Source organism: Streptosporangium sp. NPDC000563 (genome assembly GCF_040299985.1).
Classification (GTDB): domain Bacteria; phylum Actinomycetota; class Actinomycetes; order Streptosporangiales; family Streptosporangiaceae; genus Streptosporangium.
The window spans coordinates 33,828-51,846 of record NZ_JBEPDA010000014.1; the positions used below are offsets into that span (position 1 = coordinate 33,828).

Genomic DNA, 18,019 nt, shown 5'->3' on the forward strand with positions numbered 1-18,019 from the left:
GTGGTGGGCGTACGGGGCACTCACCTCAACTCCGGAAGCCGACCGGATCATTCCGTGAGGATCTCGCGGAAGGCGCCGGGATCGCGAGGGTCGGCGGTGAAGTCGTAGCGCACGCCGCCGGGTGCCAGGGCCAGCAGGGTGACGGACCCCGAGCCGAAGGTCCGTCCGTCGGGCAGCTCGTGATGGACGATCATCGTGCGGGGGTCCTCGGAGGAGATGCCCGCTCCCGTGGCGAGTTCCCGCCACTCATCCCATGGACCGTCGAGCTTCGAGGGGCGGCCCGCCCCGGCGAACAGGGGGCGGAAGAACGCCACGCGCTCGTTCTCCTCACCGCGCTCCCATCCGCTGTTGACGATCACGTGGGTTCCCGGGGGAAGGTCGTCCCTCTTCAGGGTGATCCCGTCCCAGTGCCACAGCCGAGCCCCGCCGGGATCGGCGCGTAGCAGGTGGAAGGGGTCATAGTGCCCGAGTTCGCCCTCCGTCGGCCGGTCTCCGGCGGCCGCCAGGAGAGCCAGGTCGCCCCGTGAGCGGCGGGTCTCCTCCGGGGCGAGCACGCCGAGCCCGTTGAGGAGGGCGCCGACCCTCCGGGCCCCGGGGTCGACGGCCAGCCAGGTGCCGCCTCCCAGGAGATCGCACCCGCCGATCAGGCCGGGCCGGCTCTGTGGCCAGTGCCGGGCCGGGGGAACCCAGGGGCGGGCGGTGAACTCGTCGCGCACCCCGACCACGATCAGGGGGATCTCGGCGCTCGGATCGATACTGACGACAACCGTGCACATGCCCGGAGGCTACGCCCTCGCGGGAGGCGGGCTCGGACCGGGGTCACGCGCCCACGGGAAAAGCCACAGCAAGGCCACAGCAAGGCCACAGCAAGGCCACAGCAAGGCCGCGGTAGGGCCGCCGACAGGACAAGGGCGCGGGCGTCTCCGCGCGAGGGCGACAATGCCTCTCAGATCGGCGGCCAGGGGATGGCGGGCCAGTCCTTGGAGGGCACGGGGTGCAGGCCGGTGTCGAGGAGCCTGCGGACCCGCGCCCAGGTGGCCTCGACCTCGTGGAGGGTGAGGAGCTCACGGAGGCGGCGGCCGAGGCGGCCCTGCTCCAGGTCGGCCTCAAGGCGGGTCAGGGCGTTCATCGCCTCGCGGGACAAGGGCTTGCCGCGCCACTGCCAGAGCACGGTGCGGAGCTTGTCCTCAGCGGAGAAGGAGACCCCGTGATCGACGCCGTAGACATGGCCGTCGGCGAGCGGCAGCAGGTGGCCTCCCTTCCGGTCGGCGTTGTTGACGACCGCGTCGAAGACGGCCATCCGCCGCAGGGAGGGCTGGCGGCTGCGGATCAGCACCATCAGGTCGATCTCGGGGTCGGTGTCGATCCACAGCTGACACATTCCCGGGCCGAAGGGGCCGTCGCGGTAGACGGTGGGCGGCACGATCCGCCAGCCGATCGCCGCGGAGACCTCGTAGGCGGCGACCTCGCGGGCGGCCAGGGTGCCGTCGGGAAAGTCCCAGAGGGGGCGTTCGCCCCGTACCGGCTTGTACACGCAGGCCGCCGCGAGCCCGCCGAGCCGGACCGAACAGTAGAGCGTCATGTTGGTCGCCTCGACCAGGCGGCCCGCCACATCCAGTTGGCCGTCACGGAGCAGACGCGTCGCGGTCTCGTCGTCCAGCCCCGCGGCCGGCGCCGCACTCAGCGTCGGCTCGCTCTCAGCACTCATTCGCCTCCTCCAGCAGATGAAGCGCTACTACCCCGGTAACCGTTGAGCCGCACGCAGATATGCCCCTCGGCGTCGAGAGGCTGGGCGCAGAGCGGGCAGGGCGGTCGACCGGCGGCGACGAGGGCCATGGCCCGCTTGGTGAAGGCCCTCGCGGCGCCGGGACTGATGTGCACGCGCAGCACCGTGGGCTCGACGAGCGGGGACGGCTCGAACTCCTCATCCTCGGCGGTGGCCTCCTTGGCCTCGATGACCACCTGGGCGGCCTCGGAGTCCCAGGCCAGGGCCATGACACCGACGCGGAAGTCCTCGCTGATCGGCACATCGAGGGGGGCGTTGTCCGTCAACGCGGCCGGGGCGACGGCGGGGACGGCGGCACCGCCCTCACCTCGCCGCAACACCTCGTCGAGCAACTCGTCGAGACGATCGGCCAGCGCCGCGACCTGGAACTTCTCCAGCGCCACGGTGGTCAGCCTGCCCTGGCCTCGCGCCTGCAGGAAGAAGGCTCGTGAACCCGGTTGCCCCACGGCACCGGCCACGAACCTCTCGGGTGGATCGTAGTCGAAGACCGGCATAGCCTGACCCTACGTGGTTCCGGATCCGCCGCCGACTGCGGCATCGCTCCCGGTGGGATTTTCTCCCCCCTCCGCACCGTCCGAACCCTCCGGAAGGCGTAATCCGGCCACATCTCCGCCCAGGTCGTTGAGTCTGAGCACGAAGGGACGCAAGGGGGTGTAGCGAATGGCGGTGAGCGACGCCGGATCGGCGGTTATCCGCTGGAACTGGTCCAGATGGAGCCCCATGGCGTCGGCCACGATGGCCTTGATCACATCTCCGTGGCTGCAGACGAGATAGACCGCCTTCGGGCCGAGGCGCTCGTTCCACTCCCTGACGGCCGCCACGGCGCGATGCTGGACGGCGGCCAGGGACTCTCCCCCGGGGAACGTCACCGCGCTCGGGTGGGCCTGCACGACCGGCCAGAGGGGATCCTTGGCGAGCTCGGCGAGCGGGCGGCCCGTCCAGTCGCCGTAGCGGCACTCACCGAAGCGCTCGTCGGTCAGCACCTCCGCCTCCCGCCGCCCCTCGGCGACCGCCTGCGCGGTCTCCTGACAGCGTTCCAGCGGGCTGGAGACGATCGCGTCGAGTTCCAGCGAGGTGAGCCGCGCGGCGAGCGCCTCCGCCTGGGCCCGTCCCGCGTCGCTGAGGTGGACATCCGGGGTCCAGCCCGCGAGGACCGGGCCGGTGAGGTGGGTAAGGCCGTGTCTGGCCAGCAACAAGGTCGTCACGCGGGCAAGTCTTGCAGTCCTCGCTCCACTACTTTTAAGTGGCCGGGCGGTAATCTGGCCGGATCATGGAGCAGCGCTATGTGGGCCGGAGCGGCTTGTCGGTGTCCCGCCTGGGACTCGGGACGATGACGTGGGGACGCGACACCGGCGCCGAGGAGGCCGCGGCGCAGCTTCGCACGTTCGCCGAGGCCGGCGGCACGCTCATCGACACCGCCGACGTCTACACGGGCGGCGACGCCGAACGGCTGCTCGGGCGGCTGCTGCGCGACTCCGTGCCGCGTTCCGAGCTGGTGCTGTCCACCAAGGCCGTGCTCACCCCGACCGGGCGCAGGCCACGCGACGCCTCCAGGAAGCACCTGGTGGCCGCGATCGACGCCTCCCTGACCCGCCTGGGCGTGAACGAGGTCGACCTGTGGCAGCTGCACGCCTTCGATCCCGACGTCCCGCTGGAGGAGACCCTGGCCGCCGTGGACGCCATCGTGTCCTCGGGGCGGGCCGCGTACGCCGGGGTGTGCGACTACGCGGGATGGCAGCTGGCGACCGCGGCCGTGGGGCAGCGGGCGGTGCCCGGCAGGGTGCCCATCGTCGCCGCCCAGGTCGAGTACTCACTTCTGGCCAGGGAAGCCGAGCGCGAGCTGATCCCCGCCGCCGAGCACGTCGGCGCGGGGGTGCTCGCCTGGTCGCCTCTCGGGCGCGGAGTCCTCACCGGGAAGTACCGTACGGGCATCCCCGCCGACTCCAGGGCCGCGACCCCGCACTTCGCCGACTTCGTCACCCCCTACCTCGACGAGCGGTGCCGGCGGGTGGTGGAGTCGGTGGCGACCGCCGCCGACGGGCTCGGCGTCTCACCGCTGTCGGTGGCCCTGTCGTGGGTACGCGACCAGCCGGGGGTGTCCTCGGCCGTCGTCGGCGCCCGCACCCACGCGCAGCTGTCCGGGGTCCTCCAGGCCGAGGATCTGACGCTGCCCGTGGAGATCAGGGAGGCACTCGACGACGTGTCCGCGGACTGAGAGAAGGGCCGGGACGAGTACGGTCCGCCGCGAGAACCGAACGAGAATTCGTCTCGCGTATCACTAGTCGATACCGAATGGAAACTTTCCGCGGAAAAAGCGGGCCTCCCTACAAAACTGTCAACCAGGTGGCGGGGGCACCCGGATGTCGGTGAGACGCCATGGCCGATGTCCGCCCCGGGGTGAAGGAGACGAGTGCGAGCTGCGATGGCGGCAGGCGTTCTGGCGCTGGCGCTGGGAGGTGGGGTCCCGGCGTCCGCGATCGCGCCCGTGAGCGCCGCACGGGCGAGCGCCGTCCCACGCGTGGACGACTGTGATCACACAGGGCCGCTCGGCCCCGTGACCGGCGGAGTCTGCCGGGTCGTGGACGGCGTCACGAAAAAGGTCGAGAGCGGTGTGGGCGACGTCGTCCACGATCTGGAAAAAGGTGTCGACGACCTCGGAAGCCGTGTTGAGGACGCCGTCTCCCCGTCCTCCCGCGAAGACTCCGGCCGGAGCGACGCCGGGACGAACGCCCCGGCACCGGCCGCCTCGGCGTCCAAGAGCCCGCCGGACAGGCCGTCCACCGCTCAGGAGAAGAAGGAGCCCTCCGGTGACGCACGGACGCCCCGGCCTCAGGGCACCGACGCCTGCCGGTCCGCGGCGGCCTCCACCGGCTGCGCGGAGACGTCGGCGACCACCTCTGCCGGGGAGCCCGACCAGGACACCTCGTCCAAGGTGTCACCGACCCCCACCCCTTCGGCGTCCACCTCCCCGACCCCTTCGGAGAGCCCTTCGCCGCACGAGGACGCCGCACCCGCGCGCAAGAGCCCGGTCCCCGTGCCGACCGACCGGGCGGTCCCCGAGACGGAGACGTTCTCCCCGGATGTCGGCAGGCCCGCGACCGACGTGGGTGGGCCGATGGTTCCCAGGCCGTCACCCGTGGTCGACGCCGAGGCGCCCCGGGTGGAGCTGCTGTGGCCCGCCCCGGTGATGGAGAAACTCCAGCGGCAGATGCCCGGCGAGCGGCCGGTGAAGCCCAGCCGGTCGTCCGACACCGCGAGCACCGTGCTCAGCACCGCGGTGCTCGTCGCGGCGATCCTCGCGGTCCGCCTGCTGTACAGCAGGCGCAGGTTCAGGGAGTCGATACCGTTCGAGCCCGCCCCTCCGGGACGTCAGCGGGTGGCCTAGTTCTCGGCGTTCTCGGCGTTCTCGGCGTCTTCGGCGCCCTAGGCGTCCCGGCCCGCGCCGCTCACCTCGTCATGCCACGACGGAGTCGTACGCGGCCGGGCAGCGGTTCCCCGCCGTCCCGACGGCGGCACGCCCCGGACGGTCATCGACCGCCGGGACGGAAAGCACTCAGCCTCCGATGGCGTGGACGCCGCCGTCGACGTGGACGATCTCACCGGTCGTGGCGGGGAACCAGTCGGACAGCAGGGCGACACACGCCTTGGCCGCCGGGATCGGGTCGTTGATGTCCCAGCCGATCGGGGCCTTGGCGGGCCAGCTCTCCTCGAACTCGACGAAGCCCGGGATGCTCTTGGCCGCCATGGTCCTGATCGGGCCCGCGGCGACGAGGTTGACCCGGATGCCCTGCTTGCCGAGATCGCGGGCCAGGTAGCGGGAACAGGACTCAAGCCCGGCCTTGGCCACGCCCATCCAGTCGTACACCGGCCATGCCTTGGTGGCGTCGAAGTCGAGACCGACGATCGCGCCGCCCTCCTTCATGAGCGGGAGCGCGGCCACCGCGAGCGACTTGAACGAGTACGTGGAGACCTGGACCGCGGTCGCCACGTCCTCCCAGGAGGTGTTCAGGAAGTTGCCGCCCAGGGCGGTCTGCGGCGCGAAGCCGATCGCGTGCACCACCCCGTCCAGGCCGCCGAGATGCTCGCCGACCCGCTCCGCCAGGGAGTCGAGGTGCTCGGGGTTGGTGACGTCGAGCTCCAGCACCGGAGGCGGCTCCGGCAGTCGCCTCGCGATCCGCTCGACCAGGCTGAGCCGGCCGAACCCGGTGAGCACGATCTGCGCGCCCTCCTCCTGGGCCAGCTTGGCCACCGAGAAGGCGATGGAGGCGTCGGTGAGCACCCCGGTGACGAGAAGCCGCTTGCCTTCGAGAATTCCCACGTCAGTGCCCCATTCCAAGGCCGCCGTCAACGGGGATGACGGCCCCCGTGATGTAGGCGGCGTCCTCGCCGGCCAGGAACCTGACCACGCGCGCTATCTCCTCCGGGGCGGCGTAGCGGCCCAGGGGGATGTTCTTACGGATCTGCTCCTGGTACGCCTCGTCCAGCTCGGCCGTCATGTCGGTCTCCACGAAGCCGGGGGCGACCACGTTGACGGTGATGTTGCGCGAGCCCAGCTCCCTGGCGGCCGACCGGGCGAAGCCGATCATGCCGGCCTTGGAGGCGGCGTAGTTGCTCTGCCCCGCCGAGCCCAGCATGGCGACCACCGAGGAGATCAGCACGATGCGCCCGCGCTTGAGCCGCAGCATGCCGCGGGTGGCGCGCTTGGCGACCCGGTAGGAGCCGGTCAGGTTGGCGTCGATGACGTCGGTGAAGGTCTCCTCCTTCATCATCGGCAGCAGCGTGTCCCTGGTGATGCCCGCGTTGGCGACGAGCACCTCGACCGGGCCGTACTCGGCCTCGACCTTCGCGAAGGCGGCGTCCACGTCGGCCGTGCTGGTCACGTCGCAGCGTACGCCGAAGAGGCCCTCGGGAGGCTGTCCGGAACGGTAGGTCACGGCGACGTCGTCGCCTGCCTGAGCGAGTTCGCGGGCGATCGCGAGGCCGATGCCGCGATTGCCGCCGGTTACGAGAACAGATCGAGCCATGGTCAGACGGTATCGGCTACCGGGGGGTAACCCTCTTGTCCGGGAAGGACAAGATCACAGGGTTAGGATCGTTGACATGCGCCAGATCGACTCCGACTTCCTCGCCCTGCCTCTGCGCCGGCTCGCGGACGCGGCCCTGCAGCGCGCCCGGGACCTGGGCGCCGAGCACGCCGACTTCCGGCTGGAGCGCGTCCGCGGGGAGACCCTGCGCCTCTCCGACGCGGCGCTGGAAGGCTCCATCGACGCCGACACCCTCGGCTACGCCGTACGGGTCGTCAAGGACGGCACCTGGGGCTTCGCCGGAGGCATCGAGCTCAGCCCCGAGGCGGCCGTCAGGGTCGCCGAGCAGGCGGTGGAGGTGGCGGTCGTCTCGGCGGCGGTCAACCGCGAGCCCGTCGAGCTGGCGCCGGAGGCGGTCCACTCCGACGTCACCTGGGTCTCCTCCTACCAGGTCGACCCGTTCGAGGTGCCGATGCGCGACAAGGCGGCGCTGCTCGCCGACTGGTCGGGCGCCCTGCTGCGAGATCCCGGGGTGGACCACGTCCAGGCGTCGCTGACACAGGTCAAGGAGCAGAAGTTCTACGCCGACACGGCCGGGACCTCCACGACGCAGCAGCGGGTGCGCGTCCATCCCCAGCTGAGGGCGACGCGGGTGCTGGACGGCCGCTTCGACTCGATGCGGACGCTCGCCCCGCCCGTCGGCCGGGGGTACGAATACCTCACCGGCACCGGCTGGGACTTCCCCAAGGAGCTGGCGCGCATCCCCGAGTTGCTGGAGGAGAAGCTTCGGGCGCCCTCCGTCGAGGCGGGACCGTACGACCTGGTGATCGACCCGTCGAACCTGTGGCTGACGATCCACGAGTCGGTCGGGCACGCCACCGAGCTCGACCGCGCCCTCGGCTACGAGGCGGCGTACGCGGGGACGAGTTTCGCCACCTTCGACCAGCTCGGCACGCTGGTGTACGGCTCGCAGCTGATGAACGTGACCGGTGACCGCACCGTCGAGCACGGCCTGTCCACGATCGGCTACGACGACGAGGGGGTGGCGACCAGGGAGTTCGACATCGTCTCCGACGGCATCCTGGTCGGCTACCAGCTCGACCGGAGGATGGCGCTGCTGAAGGGGCTGGGCGCTTCCAACGGCTGTGCCTTCGCCGCCTCCCCCGGCCACACCCCGATCCAGCGGATGGCCAACGTGTCGCTGCGGCCGGCGCCCGACGGCCCCACCACCGAGGAGCTGATCTCCGGCGTCGACCGGGGCATCTACGTGGTGGGCGACAAGAGCTGGTCCATCGACATGCAGCGCTACAACTTCCAGTTCACCGGTGAGCGGTTCTATCTGATCGAGAACGGCAGGCTCGCCGGGCAGCTGCGCGACGTCGCCTACCAGGCGACGACGACCGACTTCTGGCGCTCGATGGCGGCGGTCGGCGGGCCGCAGACGTACGTGCTGGGCGGGGCGTTCAACTGCGGCAAGGGGCAGCCTGGCCAGGTCGCCCCGGTCAGCCACGGCTGCCCGTCGGCGCTCTTCCGCGGCGTGCGCGTCCTCAACACCGTCCAGGAGAGTGGCAGTTGAGCACGCGCGGCGAGCGGACGGAAGACGGTGTCGGCCGTGCGGTCCGGCAGGAGAGGAGCGGAATGACTTCCCAGGAGATGATCGAGAGGGTTCTTGAGCTCTCCACGGCCGACGACAACGTCGTGATCGTGGAGGAGGGGTCGAGTGCCAACCTGCGCTTCGCGGGCAACACCCTCACCACCAACGGTGTGTCCCGTTCCTCGCAGCTGACCGTGATCTCCATCGTGGGCCGCGGTGTGGGCGTGGTGTCGCGGGCGGCGGTCCGCCCCGACGGGCTCGACGAGGTCGTGGCCGCCGCCGACCACGCCGCGGAGGACGCCCGGCCGTCCGAGGACGCCCGGCCGCTGCTGGAGGGCACCCGCTCCGCCGACTGGGACGCCCCCGCCGAGCCGACCTCGATCGGGGTGTTCGGCGCCTTCGCCCCCGCCCTGGGCGAGGCCTTCGCCACGGCCGAGGCGGGCGGGCGCAGGCTGTACGGTTTCGCCGAACACACCGTCACGACGACCTTCGTGGGCACCTCGACCGGCGCCCGGCTGCGGCACACCCAGCCCACCGGCCGCCTGGAGCTCAACGCCAAGTCCTCCGACATGCGGCGCTCGGCGTGGACCGGCGTGTCCACCCGCGATTTCTCCGACGTCGACGTGGCGGCCCTGGACGCCTCGCTCGTCCAGCGCCTGGAGTGGGCGAAGAACCGCGTCGAGCTGCCCGCGGGCCGGTACGAGACGCTGCTGCCTCCGACGGCCGTCGCCGACCTGATGACCTACCTGTACTGGACGGCCGGAGCGCGCGACGCGATGGAGGGCCGTACGGTCTTCTCCAGGGCCGGTGGCGGCACCCGCGTCGGCGACGTCCTCTCCGAGTCGCCGATCCGCCTGTACAGCGACCCGTCGGCGCCTGGCGTCGAGTGCTCGCCGTTCGTGGTGGCGCACGCCTCCGGCCGGGAGAACTCGGTGTTCGACAACGGGCTGCCGCTCGCCGCCACCGACTGGATCTCCGATGGCAGGCTGGCCAACCTGCTGCAGACCCGGCACTCGGCCGAGCTGACCGGTCTGCCGGTGACCCCTGCCGTCGACAACCTGATCATGCGGGGACCCGAGGGCGGGCGGTCTCTGGAGGAGATGATCGCCTCCACCGAGCGCGGCCTGCTGCTCACCTGCCTGTGGTACATCCGCGAGGTCGACCCGCAGACGCTGCTGCTGACCGGCCTGACCCGCGACGGCGTCTACCTGGTGGAGAACGGCGAGGTCGTGGGCGAGGTGAACAACTTCCGCTTCAACGAGAGCCCGGTGGACCTGCTCCGCCGCCTCAGCGAGATCGGCGCCTCCGAGCAGACCCTGCCGCGCGAGTGGAGCGACTACTTCAACCGCGCGATCATGCCTCCGATCCGGGTGCCCGACTTCAACATGTCGACGGTGAGCCAGGCCAGCTAGGTCCGGCTCCCCCTCCCCGCACCTTCCCGTACCGGGCGGGCCGTTCAGCGCTGGACGAGCGGGACGGTGTGCACCGTGTCCCAACGCCGGCCCGCCACCACGCGGGCGGTGGCGTCGGTGAGGTCGTAGACGACCGACCAGCGGGTGTGGGCCTGGGCCACCTTCCGAAGCAGGCCCATCGCGTCGCGCCAGTCGCGGGCGGCGGGCAGTCCCTCGGCGAGCGCGCGGTAGCGGGGGTCGGCCAGGCGCTGGGCGGCGGAGGTGCCGGTCATGCCGAAGTTGGTGAGCATACGGTCGTCGATCACGTTGAGCCTGCCCCCGGCGTACTCCACGACGGCCGACCTGCCCGCCGCGTCGGCGATGAGGTAGTGGACCTGCGGCCCGATCGTGAAGTCGACGTCGTAACGGCGCATGATCGCCAACGCCTCGTCCACGGTCGCCGCCTTGTCGAGCATGATCCTGATGACGCGCACGCTGCCGACGTCGGGGCGGTCGGGAGAAGCCGGGGGCAGCCCGCCCTCGGGCGACGTGGCCATACCGACGGCCAGGCCCTTCTCGTTCACCCCGTCGAAGGGGGCGAGCACCGCGTGGGCCATCCTGCGGCGGGCGGGCGCGGCGGACAGGTCCGGCGGGGTGGAGCCTCCGATCAGATGGAACAGGTCGACGACGGAGACCGAGGCGTAGCCGTCGGGCGGGTCGGCGTGCACGATCAGCGCCGGGTTGGGGTCCCAGTCGAAGTTTCTGCCGAACAACGGCCGGTCGCCACCGAGGGCGAACAACGAGCAGGCCCAGCCGTCGGCGCGTCCCGCCAGCTCCTCCTCCCCGAGGGGGGCCTCGCGGTCGTACGAGCCGTGGAAGGTCATCTCGTACAGCGGTAGATCGTCGATCCTGCGGAGGCTGTCTATCGTCCGCGCGACGTCGGTGGCGCTCTGGCGCAGCGGTGATTCCCCTTCCGCCTCGGCCCGCGGCCCGGCGTCAGTGGCGGCGGGGGTGCTCGGTGAGACGGCCCCGGTGGCGGCGGGCGCAGCGCCCTCCGGGACGGCGCAGCCGGTCGGGAGGATCAGCACGACGGCCAGCGCGGCGCGTACCACCGTCCCCGCCGCGCCGTGCGGCCTTCCCGCCCGCGCGCGAGTCTCTTCCATTCACGCAGTCTGCGTCACCGGGCAGCCGCCGTACAGGCTCAGTCGTCCTCCAGGCGGAACCCGATCTTCATGCCGACCTGGAAGTGGGCGATCTCCCCCTCCTCGATGTGCCCCCTGATCTCGGTCACCTCGAACCAGTCGAGGTGGCGCAGGGTCCGGGAGGCCCGGCGGACCCCATTGCGTACGGCGGCCTCGATGCTCTCCCCCGAAGTGCCGACTATCTCGGTCACCCGGTACGTTCGATCTGTCATCCTCTGCTTCTTCCCGGAAAGCCATGGTTACATGACCGTTCGCACCCAGCCGATATGAGGCCTAGATTGGGAATCGTGAAGGGATGGCGCAGACGTCCGGTGGTTCATCAGGTGACGGACGCCCAACCCTCGTTGAGCGCCGACATCGGCAGGCGCGAGAAGAGTTACTTCATCAAGATGGGGATCCGGCTGATCTGCCTGGTCCTCGCCTTCACGGTGCCCGCCCCGATGCCCGTCCGGCTGCTGCTCTTCGCCGGGGCGATCTTTTTACCATACGTTGCCGTGATCGGGGCCAATGGGCCGCCGCGCGGGGTCCCGCATGCCCCTGACGTGGAAGATTCCGGACAAAACCAGATTCCACGCCACCGACGCGAGATCGGGTCGTGACTAAGTCTTGACGCACTCCAAGGGTAGTAGGTGTACGCTTTAGCCAAGTGCCCTGGTCCCCCGTCGGGGCACTGTTGCCGGCGTTCCGGGCCCCCGTCGGAACGCCGATGAAGCGACGCCGGGTGGTTTGCCCCCGTAACCACCCGGCGTCGCCCTTTTCTCAGACTTTAACAACGAAGCGCCTTTTCTTTGGCGCTATTTGTCACCCAGTGTCTCCGTTGTCGCCTGCTCCCAGCTGCGCGCCAGCGCGGTCAGTCTCTCCACGACGTCCGGCGGCGCCGTACCCGCCCCCTGGGCCACCCCGAGCAGATAGGCCGTGAGCGGCGCGGCCGGCCGGGCCACCCCGTGGGCGACCTCCCTGGTCAGATCCAGCACCTCGTCGCGGTCCACCGTCGCGGGGTCGATGCCCAGCTCCTGGCAGACCAGCGCGGTCCATTCCTTCAGCACGTTCAACTCTCGCTCCTCGTCCGCGGTCGCGTCCGTCCCATGCCGTCGTCGCTCTCGCGGCCGTCACCGGAATCCGCGGCTCCGCCGGGGCCCGGCTCCGCCGTCCGGGCCCGCTGTAGATCGTCCATGGTGTCGCAATCGAACCATGGCTGCCCGGTGAGGTGAACCGTGACCGGGCGGAGCGGGGCGAGCAGCCCGTGCAACGACCGCCCCTCGTAGCGGTCGAGCGCCCGCGCCAGGCTCCGCGTGTGCCACACCCCGGCGAGCCACTGCTCGCGCCCGCCGTCGTCGACGAGCACGGCCCCCGGCCCGCTCGTCCCCGCGGCACCCGCCCCTGCGGCGTCCAGCAGCATCCGCACGTGCTCACCGGTCAGGAACGGAAGATCGGCGGCGAGCAGCACCACCCATGGCGCGTTCACCTCGGCCAGGCCGGCTCGCAGCGCCGGGACCGGGCCACCACCGGGCGGGTCCTCACGCCGGAAGATCGCGTGTGGCAGTCCGGGGCGAGGTGGCCCGACGACGATCAGCCGTTCCGCGCCGGGCACGGCGGCGGCCACCGACTCGACCAGCGGGCGGCCGGAGACGCGCAGGCCCGGCTTGTCCAGGCCGCCGAGCCTTCGCGCGAGACCGCCCGCCAGGATGCAGGCGTCGTGACGGGCGGTCATCGGACACCTCCGGGTCTTCTGTGGCGGGGACCTCAGCCGCCGATGGCGGACATCGGGCGGGACGGCTGCAGGAAGGTCGGATCGTCGATGCCGTGACCGGCCTTCTTGATCCGGACCGCGGATCGCCAGCGCTCGGCGATCTCGTCGTCACCGGCACCCGCGCGCATCGCGGCCCTCAGGTCGGACTCGTCGGCGGCGAACAGGCAGTTGCGGATCTGACCGTCGGCGGTGAGCCGTACCCGGTCGCACGCACCGCAGAACGGACGGGTGACCGAGCCGATCACCCCTACCCTGGCCGGGCCGCCCTCGACGAGGAACAGCTCGGCCGGGGCGCTGCCGCGCTCCGCCGAGTCGGCGTCGGTGAGGGCGACATCGGCCTTGAGCGTGGCGAGGATCTCATCAGCCGTGATCATGTTCTCCCTGCGCCAGCCGTGCTGGGCGTCGAGCGGCATCTGCTCGATGAACCGGAGCTCGTAGCCCCGCTCCAGGCAGTAACGCAGCAGCGGCACGGCCTCGTGGTCGTTGATCCCGCGCATCAGCACCGCGTTCACCTTGACCGGTCGCAGCCCGGCGGCGTCGGCCGCCTCCAGCCCTTCGAGGACGTCGGACAGGCGGTCGCGGTGGGCGAGCCTCTTGAAGGTCTCGCGGTCGAGGGTGTCGAGGGAGACGTTGACCCGGTGCAGACCCGCGCCGGCCAGGGAGGCGGCCAGCCGGCTCAGCCCGATCCCGTTGGTGGTGAGCGAGACCTGCGGGGCGGGGTCGAGTGCGGTGGTGCGGGCCACGATGTCGACCAGCTCGCGGCGGAGCAGCGGCTCGCCACCGGTGTAGCGGACCTCGGTGATGCCGAGTCGCTCCACCCCGATGGTGACCAGCCTGACGATCTCGTCGGCGGTCAGCAGGTCGGGTTTCTGCAGCCATTCGAGGCCCTCGGGTGGCATGCAGTAGGAGCAGCGCAGGTTGCATCGGTCGGTGAGGGACACCCGCAGATCGGTCGCCACGCGTCCGAAAGAATCCTGCAACACCGGACGCCACCTCTCATCAGTCGCTCACCTGCCGGAACAGGGGACCAGCTTAAGGCCGCCCTCTCTTCCGGCCCCAACGGGCCTCGTTGTTCCAACATCACCATATGACGGTTGATTCCTGACATGCCGCACGATCATGACTTACGGCGCCCGATAAAATGGGTGGGATCTCATGAGGAACGTGGGCAAACTGGATCTCGCAACCAAGGAGATCATGATGCCGAACCAGCCCGCACCGAACCTGGTGTCGTGGGCCAGCGAGATCGACGAAGGTACGATCATGCAGGCTGCGCGCGCCGCCCGTCTGCCGATCGTCTCCGGACACGTCGCCCTCATGCCCGACGCGCACGTCGGCATCGGCGCGACGGTCGGATCGGTGATCCCCACCGAAGGAGCGATCATCCCGGCCGCCGTCGGCGTCGACATCGGCTGCGGCATGGTCGCGACCGAGACCACGCTCACCGCCGCCGACCTCCCCGACACCCTCGACGCGCTGATGCCGCTGGTGGAGAGGCGGATTCCCGCCGGCGTCGGCAAGGGCCACGACGACCCGTCCATGGACCGCGCGCTCGGCGACCTCGGCCGCCCGCACACCGACCTCACCTCCCAGCAGGAGAAGAAGGTGTCCCTGCAGTTCGGCACCCTCGGCTCCGGTAACCACTTCGTCGAGGTCTGCCTCGACGAACGTGACCGGGTCTGGACGGTGCTGCACTCGGGCTCGCGCGGCATCGGCAACCTGCTCGCGACCAAGCACATCGTCGACGCCAAGAAGCTGATGAGGAAGCAGGCGATCGGCCTGGAGGATCCCGACCTGGCCTACCTGGTGCAGAACACACCGGAGTTCACCGCCTACATCGAGGACATGCTGTGGTCCCAGCGCTACGCCATGGCCTCGCGTGCCCGGATGGACAAGGTGCTGGGCGACGCCCTGTTCCGGGTCGTCGGCAAGGGGCGGCGGCTTCGGACGATCAACTGCCATCACAACTTCACACAGCGGGAGACACACGAGGGCAAGGACCTGTGGATCACCCGTAAGGGGGCCATCAAGGCCGACACGGGCGACGAGGGCGTGATCCCGGGATCCATGGGGACGCGCTCGTACATCGTGCGCGGGCTCGGCAACCCGATGTCCTACAACTCCTGCTCACACGGAGCCGGCCGCAGGATGTCGCGCAGCCGGGCGAAGCGTGAGCTGACGGCCGCCTCACTCACCGAGGCGATGCGCGGCCGCACCTGGAACGCGGACCGCGCCGCCGCCCTGGTGGACGAGCACCCACAGGCGTACAAGCCGATCGACCAGGTGATGGCGGACCAGGAGGATCTGGTCACGGTCCAGCACACACTGCGCCAGGTGTTCAACTACAAGGGCTGACCCCGCGCCTCCTGGGTCCCGCCGGTGACCGGCGGGACCCGGCGTCTGCCGGGCGGGCCGGCGAGGAACGTGACGGCCGCGCCCGCCGGCCCCGATCGGTGACGGGGACGGCGGGACGCGCCCGGGGGGTCAGAGTCCGAGCTTGGGCAGTTCGTCGCTGGTGAAGGTGAGCTTCACGACCGGGGAGGTCTCGTCGCTCATGAAGGCGTAGAAATCGAGGTCCCAGAAGGGGTTGGGAGACTCACCGGGAACGGCGTCCTTCACTCCCTGGACGCCCGGTGTGCCGCTCTTGTGGCGGGCGTACCACTGGTCGACGAAGAAGCAGTCGGACCCGTAGGACTTGATGTCGCCCACATCGCCCTCACCGCGTCCCACGACGACGTAGGCGTGGCCGGCGCCCCCTGTGGTGTCGCGGAAGTTGACCAGCTCTACCTTGACGCCCGAGCCGAGCAGCTTGGGCTGGTCCGCGAGCATCCCGATGACGCAGCAGGCGAAGAGCGTGCAGTTGGCACTGGCGAGTCCGCGGTAGTTGGCCCGCCCGGTCGCGACGTACTTGCTCTTGATCTTCTCGCGCGCCTCGGCGAACGTGGACTGGGTCACCGGCCCGCCGAGTCCCGCCTCCCTGCCGATCGCCGGCAGGCGCACGGGCTTGAGGTCGGAGAACTGCTGGCCGTCGGGAATGATCTCTGGAACGTTCCCACCACCGGCCGAGACCTCCAGCTTCTTGATGACGACGTCGTCGTCCAGCAGCTGCGGCCAGGGGTTCCACAGCTTGGCCGTGCTCATCTTCGTCTTGCCGATCGCCGCCTGCACGGCCGCCATCCGCGCCTGCTTGGGGGTCAGGTGCGTGGATTGACTCATGGTGATCTCCCGGTTACTTTTCGGAGGAATCACGACACTTCCACCACATTTTTCCGGCGGCAATGAGATGGCCGCATGTGGCCAGGAGAACGGCGTCGGCAAGGACCCGGGCAGACTCCCCCGGCCACGGGCACGTGTTTTCCGGCAGAGGCGCCGAAGAGGCCGCATGCCCGCCGGTTCCGGCACTACATGCGATAGTCCCAGTCGAGCAGGCCCGCGCGCAGGTCGGCGACGAGGCCGCGGACATAGTCGAGTTCGGCCCCGAGCACGACCCGCTGATACTCGGACTCCACCAGGAAGACACGGGGCAGGAACCTCCCCCCCTCGGCCAGGTCCGCCTCCAGCTCCGACAGCCGCGCCCGCAGAGAGGTCAGGCGCTCCTCGAGCGCGGCGCGGACCTCCTCGGGCGGCAGCACGAGCATGAAGGCGAGCGCGGCGGGAAACTCGGGAAACTCTCGGGCCCGCTCGGAGAGCATCGTCCGCATCCACCGCCGCAGCGTGTCGCGGCCCGCGTCGGTGGGCTCGTAGACGGTCCGCTCCGGGCGGTTCTCCTCGCGCGAGGTCTCGCGGACCGCGATGAGCCCGTCGCGCAACAGCCGGTCGATGGTCTGGTACACGCTGTTGCGCTGCGCCACGTTGACCACGTCGTCCTTGTGCCGCTCCCTGATCAGACGCTGCATCTGGTACGCGTGCATCGGCGCCTCGACGACCAGGGAGAGCAACGCCATGGCCAGGGGAGATCGCCTCGTAGACATGGCGAACATCGTAGGGGTCGCCATCCAATAGTTATTCTATGTATAGTCATTTTATGACTAAGAAAGCATTGATCATCGGCGGGGGCATCGCGGGGCCGGTGACGGCGATGGCCCTGCGGCGTGCCGGGGTGGACTCCGAGGTCTTCGAGGCCTACGACCGCGGATCGGAAGGCGTGGGCGTCTTCCTCACACTCGCGGTCAACGGGATCGAGGCCCTGCGCCTCCTCGACCTGCACGACCTCGTCCGCGACCTGGGCATGGACTCCTCGCGGATGCTGATGCTCAACGGCCGAGGCAGGCCGCTCGCCTCCACCCGGCAGCCCAGCCGGACGCTGAGGCGCGCCGACCTCTACCTGGCGCTGCGCGACGAGGCCGTACGGCGCGGCGTGCGGATCCACTACGGCAAGCGCCTCACCGACGCCTCGGTCACCGCGGACGGGGTACGGGCGGTCTTCGCCGACGGAGGCACGGCCGAGGGCGACCTGCTCGTCGGCGCCGACGGCCTCCGCTCGCGCACCCGCACCGTCATCGACCCCGGCGCACCTCGCGCCCGGCACGTCGGACTGCTGAACACGGGCGGCTTCGCGGACGGCGTCGAGGTGCCGGGCGAACCGGGAACGAACCACTTCATCTTCGGCAGGCGTGCCTTCTTCGGCTACCTTCCCCACCCGGACGGGCAGGTGTGGTGGTTCGCCAACCCTCCGAGTCCTGTCGAGCCCACCGCCGAGGAACTCGCGGCGCTCACCCCCGAGCGCTGGCGCGCCATGCTGATGGAGTTGTTCAGGGACGACACCGGGCCGATGCTCGACATCATCGGCGCGACGGACGACATTCCGGCCGGCTGGAACACCTACGATCTCCCGACCGTGCCGAAGTGGTTCAACGAACGCATGGTGATCCTGGGTGACGCCGCGCACGCGGCCTCACCCTCGTCGGGCCAGGGGGCGTCCATGGCGATCGAGGACGCGGTGGTGCTGGCCAAGTGCCTGCGTGACATCCCCGCCACCCCTGAGGCGTTCGCCGCCTTCGAGAGACTGCGGCGGGCCAGGGTGGAACGGATCGTGGCGCACGGCAAACGCAACGGAAGCGGCAAGGCGCCGGGAGCCGTCGGCGCCTTTCTCCGCGACCTCACGCTCCCCGCCATCATGCGGCAGGTGGACAGGAGGAACGCGCTGGCCTGGATACACGACTACCGGATCTCCTGGGACGACCCGGTGTCCGCGCCACCGGCGACGACTCGCTGAACCGCGAGGGGGACGGTCGCCTCGGCCGGACCTCTTCGGGAACGGACCAGGACGCGA

Annotated in this window: 20 protein-coding genes; 7 read left to right on the forward strand and 13 right to left on the reverse strand. The window is 70.4% G+C overall.

All coding sequences use genetic code 11. The features are described from left to right. Window positions 1-47: 47 nt before the first annotated feature. The 4 genes from ABT352_RS26735 to ABT352_RS26750 all read right to left on the reverse strand — a co-directional run bounded on the left by ABT352_RS26735 (window position 48) and on the right by ABT352_RS26750 (window position 2,991). Window positions 48-776 (reverse strand): NRDE family protein, encoded by a 729-nt coding sequence (locus tag ABT352_RS26735; protein WP_350947680.1) that lies wholly within the window; start codon window positions 774-776, stop codon window positions 48-50. 170 nt (window positions 777-946) lie between these two features. After that, window positions 947-1,708 (reverse strand): SCO1664 family protein, encoded by a 762-nt coding sequence (locus ABT352_RS26740; protein ID WP_350947681.1) that lies wholly within the window; start codon window positions 1,706-1,708, stop codon window positions 947-949. Beyond that, window positions 1,705-2,280 carry a DUF3090 domain-containing protein gene (locus tag ABT352_RS26745; protein ID WP_350947682.1) on the reverse strand — a complete coding sequence of 192 codons (576 nt, stop codon included), beginning with the start codon at window positions 2,278-2,280 and terminating at the stop codon, window positions 1,705-1,707. Before ABT352_RS26745 ends, ABT352_RS26740 begins: the two co-directional genes overlap by 4 nt. Before the next feature lie 9 nt (window positions 2,281-2,289). After that, window positions 2,290-2,991, reverse strand: coding sequence for a histidine phosphatase family protein (locus tag ABT352_RS26750; RefSeq protein WP_350947683.1), 702 nt, complete (start codon window positions 2,989-2,991; stop codon window positions 2,290-2,292). A gap of 65 nt (window positions 2,992-3,056) precedes the next feature. On the opposite strand from ABT352_RS26750, the gene ABT352_RS26755 reads away from it, so the two are divergent. Both ABT352_RS26755 and ABT352_RS26760 read left to right on the forward strand, forming a co-directional pair. Beyond that, entirely contained in the window at window positions 3,057-4,001 is a 945-nt protein-coding gene (locus ABT352_RS26755) for an aldo/keto reductase (protein ID WP_350947684.1), read from the forward strand. A 195-nt stretch (window positions 4,002-4,196) separates the two neighbouring features. Then, entirely contained in the window at window positions 4,197-5,171 is a 975-nt protein-coding gene (locus tag ABT352_RS26760; RefSeq protein ID WP_350947685.1) for a hypothetical protein, read from the forward strand. 168 nt (window positions 5,172-5,339) lie between these two features. Here ABT352_RS26760 and fabI read toward each other — a convergent pair whose 3' ends face one another. Beyond that, complete coding sequence (gene fabI, locus ABT352_RS26765) at window positions 5,340-6,104, reverse strand: enoyl-ACP reductase FabI (RefSeq protein ID WP_350947686.1); 765 nt, start codon at window positions 6,102-6,104, stop codon at window positions 5,340-5,342. Between the two features lies 1 nt (window position 6,105). Continuing rightward, complete coding sequence (locus ABT352_RS26770; protein ID WP_350947687.1) at window positions 6,106-6,810, reverse strand: beta-ketoacyl-ACP reductase; 705 nt, start codon at window positions 6,808-6,810, stop codon at window positions 6,106-6,108. A gap of 76 nt (window positions 6,811-6,886) precedes the next feature. On the opposite strand from ABT352_RS26770, the gene ABT352_RS26775 reads away from it, so the two are divergent. Both ABT352_RS26775 and ABT352_RS26780 read left to right on the forward strand, forming a co-directional pair. Next, entirely contained in the window at window positions 6,887-8,386 is a 1,500-nt protein-coding gene (locus ABT352_RS26775; RefSeq protein WP_350947688.1) for a TldD/PmbA family protein, read from the forward strand. Between the two features lie 62 nt (window positions 8,387-8,448). After that, the gene (locus ABT352_RS26780) at window positions 8,449-9,816 is read left to right on the forward strand and encodes a metallopeptidase TldD-related protein (RefSeq protein ID WP_350947689.1); all 1,368 of its coding nucleotides are present in this window, start codon (window positions 8,449-8,451) and stop codon (window positions 9,814-9,816) included. 44 nt (window positions 9,817-9,860) lie between these two features. Here the strand turns inward: ABT352_RS26780 and ABT352_RS26785 are convergent, their stop codons facing one another. Further along, window positions 9,861-10,958, reverse strand: coding sequence for a carcinine hydrolase/isopenicillin-N N-acyltransferase family protein (locus ABT352_RS26785; protein WP_350947690.1), 1,098 nt, complete (start codon window positions 10,956-10,958; stop codon window positions 9,861-9,863). A 38-nt stretch (window positions 10,959-10,996) separates the two neighbouring features. Continuing rightward, a complete protein-coding gene (locus ABT352_RS26790) occupies window positions 10,997-11,209 on the reverse strand; it encodes a dodecin (protein ID WP_350947691.1) in 213 nt (70 codons plus the stop codon). A gap of 75 nt (window positions 11,210-11,284) precedes the next feature. On the opposite strand from ABT352_RS26790, the gene ABT352_RS26795 reads away from it, so the two are divergent. Next, complete coding sequence (locus tag ABT352_RS26795; RefSeq protein ID WP_350947692.1) at window positions 11,285-11,596, forward strand: DUF3099 domain-containing protein; 312 nt, start codon at window positions 11,285-11,287, stop codon at window positions 11,594-11,596. A gap of 195 nt (window positions 11,597-11,791) precedes the next feature. On the opposite strand, the gene ABT352_RS26800 is transcribed toward ABT352_RS26795, so the two are convergent. Genes ABT352_RS26800 through moaA form a run of 3 tightly spaced genes read right to left on the reverse strand, consistent with a single transcriptional unit; the run spans window position 11,792 to window position 13,730 of the window. Then, entirely contained in the window at window positions 11,792-12,043 is a 252-nt protein-coding gene (locus ABT352_RS26800; RefSeq protein WP_389775744.1) for a DUF6457 domain-containing protein, read from the reverse strand. 2 nt (window positions 12,044-12,045) lie between these two features. Continuing rightward, window positions 12,046-12,708 carry a molybdenum cofactor guanylyltransferase gene (gene mobA, locus ABT352_RS26805; protein ID WP_350947694.1) on the reverse strand — a complete coding sequence of 221 codons (663 nt, stop codon included), beginning with the start codon at window positions 12,706-12,708 and terminating at the stop codon, window positions 12,046-12,048. Between the two features lie 32 nt (window positions 12,709-12,740). Further along, the gene (gene moaA, locus ABT352_RS26810) at window positions 12,741-13,730 is read right to left on the reverse strand and encodes a GTP 3',8-cyclase MoaA (RefSeq protein ID WP_350947695.1); all 990 of its coding nucleotides are present in this window, start codon (window positions 13,728-13,730) and stop codon (window positions 12,741-12,743) included. Window positions 13,731-13,911: 181 nt separating this feature from the next. On the opposite strand from moaA, the gene ABT352_RS26815 reads away from it, so the two are divergent. Then, on the forward strand, window positions 13,912-15,102 hold the full coding sequence (locus tag ABT352_RS26815; RefSeq protein WP_350947696.1) for an RtcB family protein: 1,191 nt from the start codon (window positions 13,912-13,914) through the stop codon (window positions 15,100-15,102). Between the two features lie 129 nt (window positions 15,103-15,231). Here ABT352_RS26815 and ABT352_RS26820 read toward each other — a convergent pair whose 3' ends face one another. Both ABT352_RS26820 and ABT352_RS26825 read right to left on the reverse strand, forming a co-directional pair. Then, window positions 15,232-15,963, reverse strand: coding sequence for a hypothetical protein (locus ABT352_RS26820; RefSeq protein WP_350947697.1), 732 nt, complete (start codon window positions 15,961-15,963; stop codon window positions 15,232-15,234). A 185-nt stretch (window positions 15,964-16,148) separates the two neighbouring features. Next, complete coding sequence (locus ABT352_RS26825; RefSeq protein ID WP_350947698.1) at window positions 16,149-16,718, reverse strand: PadR family transcriptional regulator; 570 nt, start codon at window positions 16,716-16,718, stop codon at window positions 16,149-16,151. Window positions 16,719-16,771: 53 nt separating this feature from the next. On the opposite strand from ABT352_RS26825, the gene ABT352_RS26830 reads away from it, so the two are divergent. Continuing rightward, a complete protein-coding gene (locus tag ABT352_RS26830; RefSeq protein ID WP_350947699.1) occupies window positions 16,772-17,962 on the forward strand; it encodes an FAD-dependent oxidoreductase in 1,191 nt (396 codons plus the stop codon). The last annotated feature ends 57 nt before the right edge of the window (window positions 17,963-18,019 follow it).

Excerpts from the sequence above, each read along its gene's own strand:
- ABT352_RS26755 (WP_350947684.1), top strand. The coding sequence starts at position 3,057 with ATGGAGCAGCGCTATGTGGGCCGGAGCGGCTTGTCGGTGTCCCGCCTG.
- mobA (WP_350947694.1), bottom strand. The coding sequence starts at position 12,708 with ATGACCGCCCGTCACGACGCCTGCATCCTGGCGGGCGGTCTCGCGCGA.
- ABT352_RS26770 (WP_350947687.1), bottom strand. The coding sequence starts at position 6,810 with ATGGCTCGATCTGTTCTCGTAACCGGCGGCAATCGCGGCATCGGCCTC.
- ABT352_RS26775 (WP_350947688.1), top strand. The coding sequence starts at position 6,887 with ATGCGCCAGATCGACTCCGACTTCCTCGCCCTGCCTCTGCGCCGGCTC.
- ABT352_RS26780 (WP_350947689.1), top strand. The coding sequence starts at position 8,449 with ATGACTTCCCAGGAGATGATCGAGAGGGTTCTTGAGCTCTCCACGGCC.
- ABT352_RS26790 (WP_350947691.1), bottom strand. The coding sequence starts at position 11,209 with ATGACAGATCGAACGTACCGGGTGACCGAGATAGTCGGCACTTCGGGG.
- ABT352_RS26825 (WP_350947698.1), bottom strand. The coding sequence starts at position 16,718 with ATGTCTACGAGGCGATCTCCCCTGGCCATGGCGTTGCTCTCCCTGGTC.
- ABT352_RS26785 (WP_350947690.1), bottom strand. The coding sequence starts at position 10,958 with ATGGAAGAGACTCGCGCGCGGGCGGGAAGGCCGCACGGCGCGGCGGGG.
- ABT352_RS26740 (WP_350947681.1), bottom strand. The coding sequence starts at position 1,708 with ATGAGTGCTGAGAGCGAGCCGACGCTGAGTGCGGCGCCGGCCGCGGGG.
- ABT352_RS26735 (WP_350947680.1), bottom strand. The coding sequence starts at position 776 with ATGTGCACGGTTGTCGTCAGTATCGATCCGAGCGCCGAGATCCCCCTG.
- ABT352_RS26745 (WP_350947682.1), bottom strand. The coding sequence starts at position 2,280 with ATGCCGGTCTTCGACTACGATCCACCCGAGAGGTTCGTGGCCGGTGCC.
- ABT352_RS26830 (WP_350947699.1), top strand. The coding sequence starts at position 16,772 with ATGACTAAGAAAGCATTGATCATCGGCGGGGGCATCGCGGGGCCGGTG.
- ABT352_RS26820 (WP_350947697.1), bottom strand. The coding sequence starts at position 15,963 with ATGAGTCAATCCACGCACCTGACCCCCAAGCAGGCGCGGATGGCGGCC.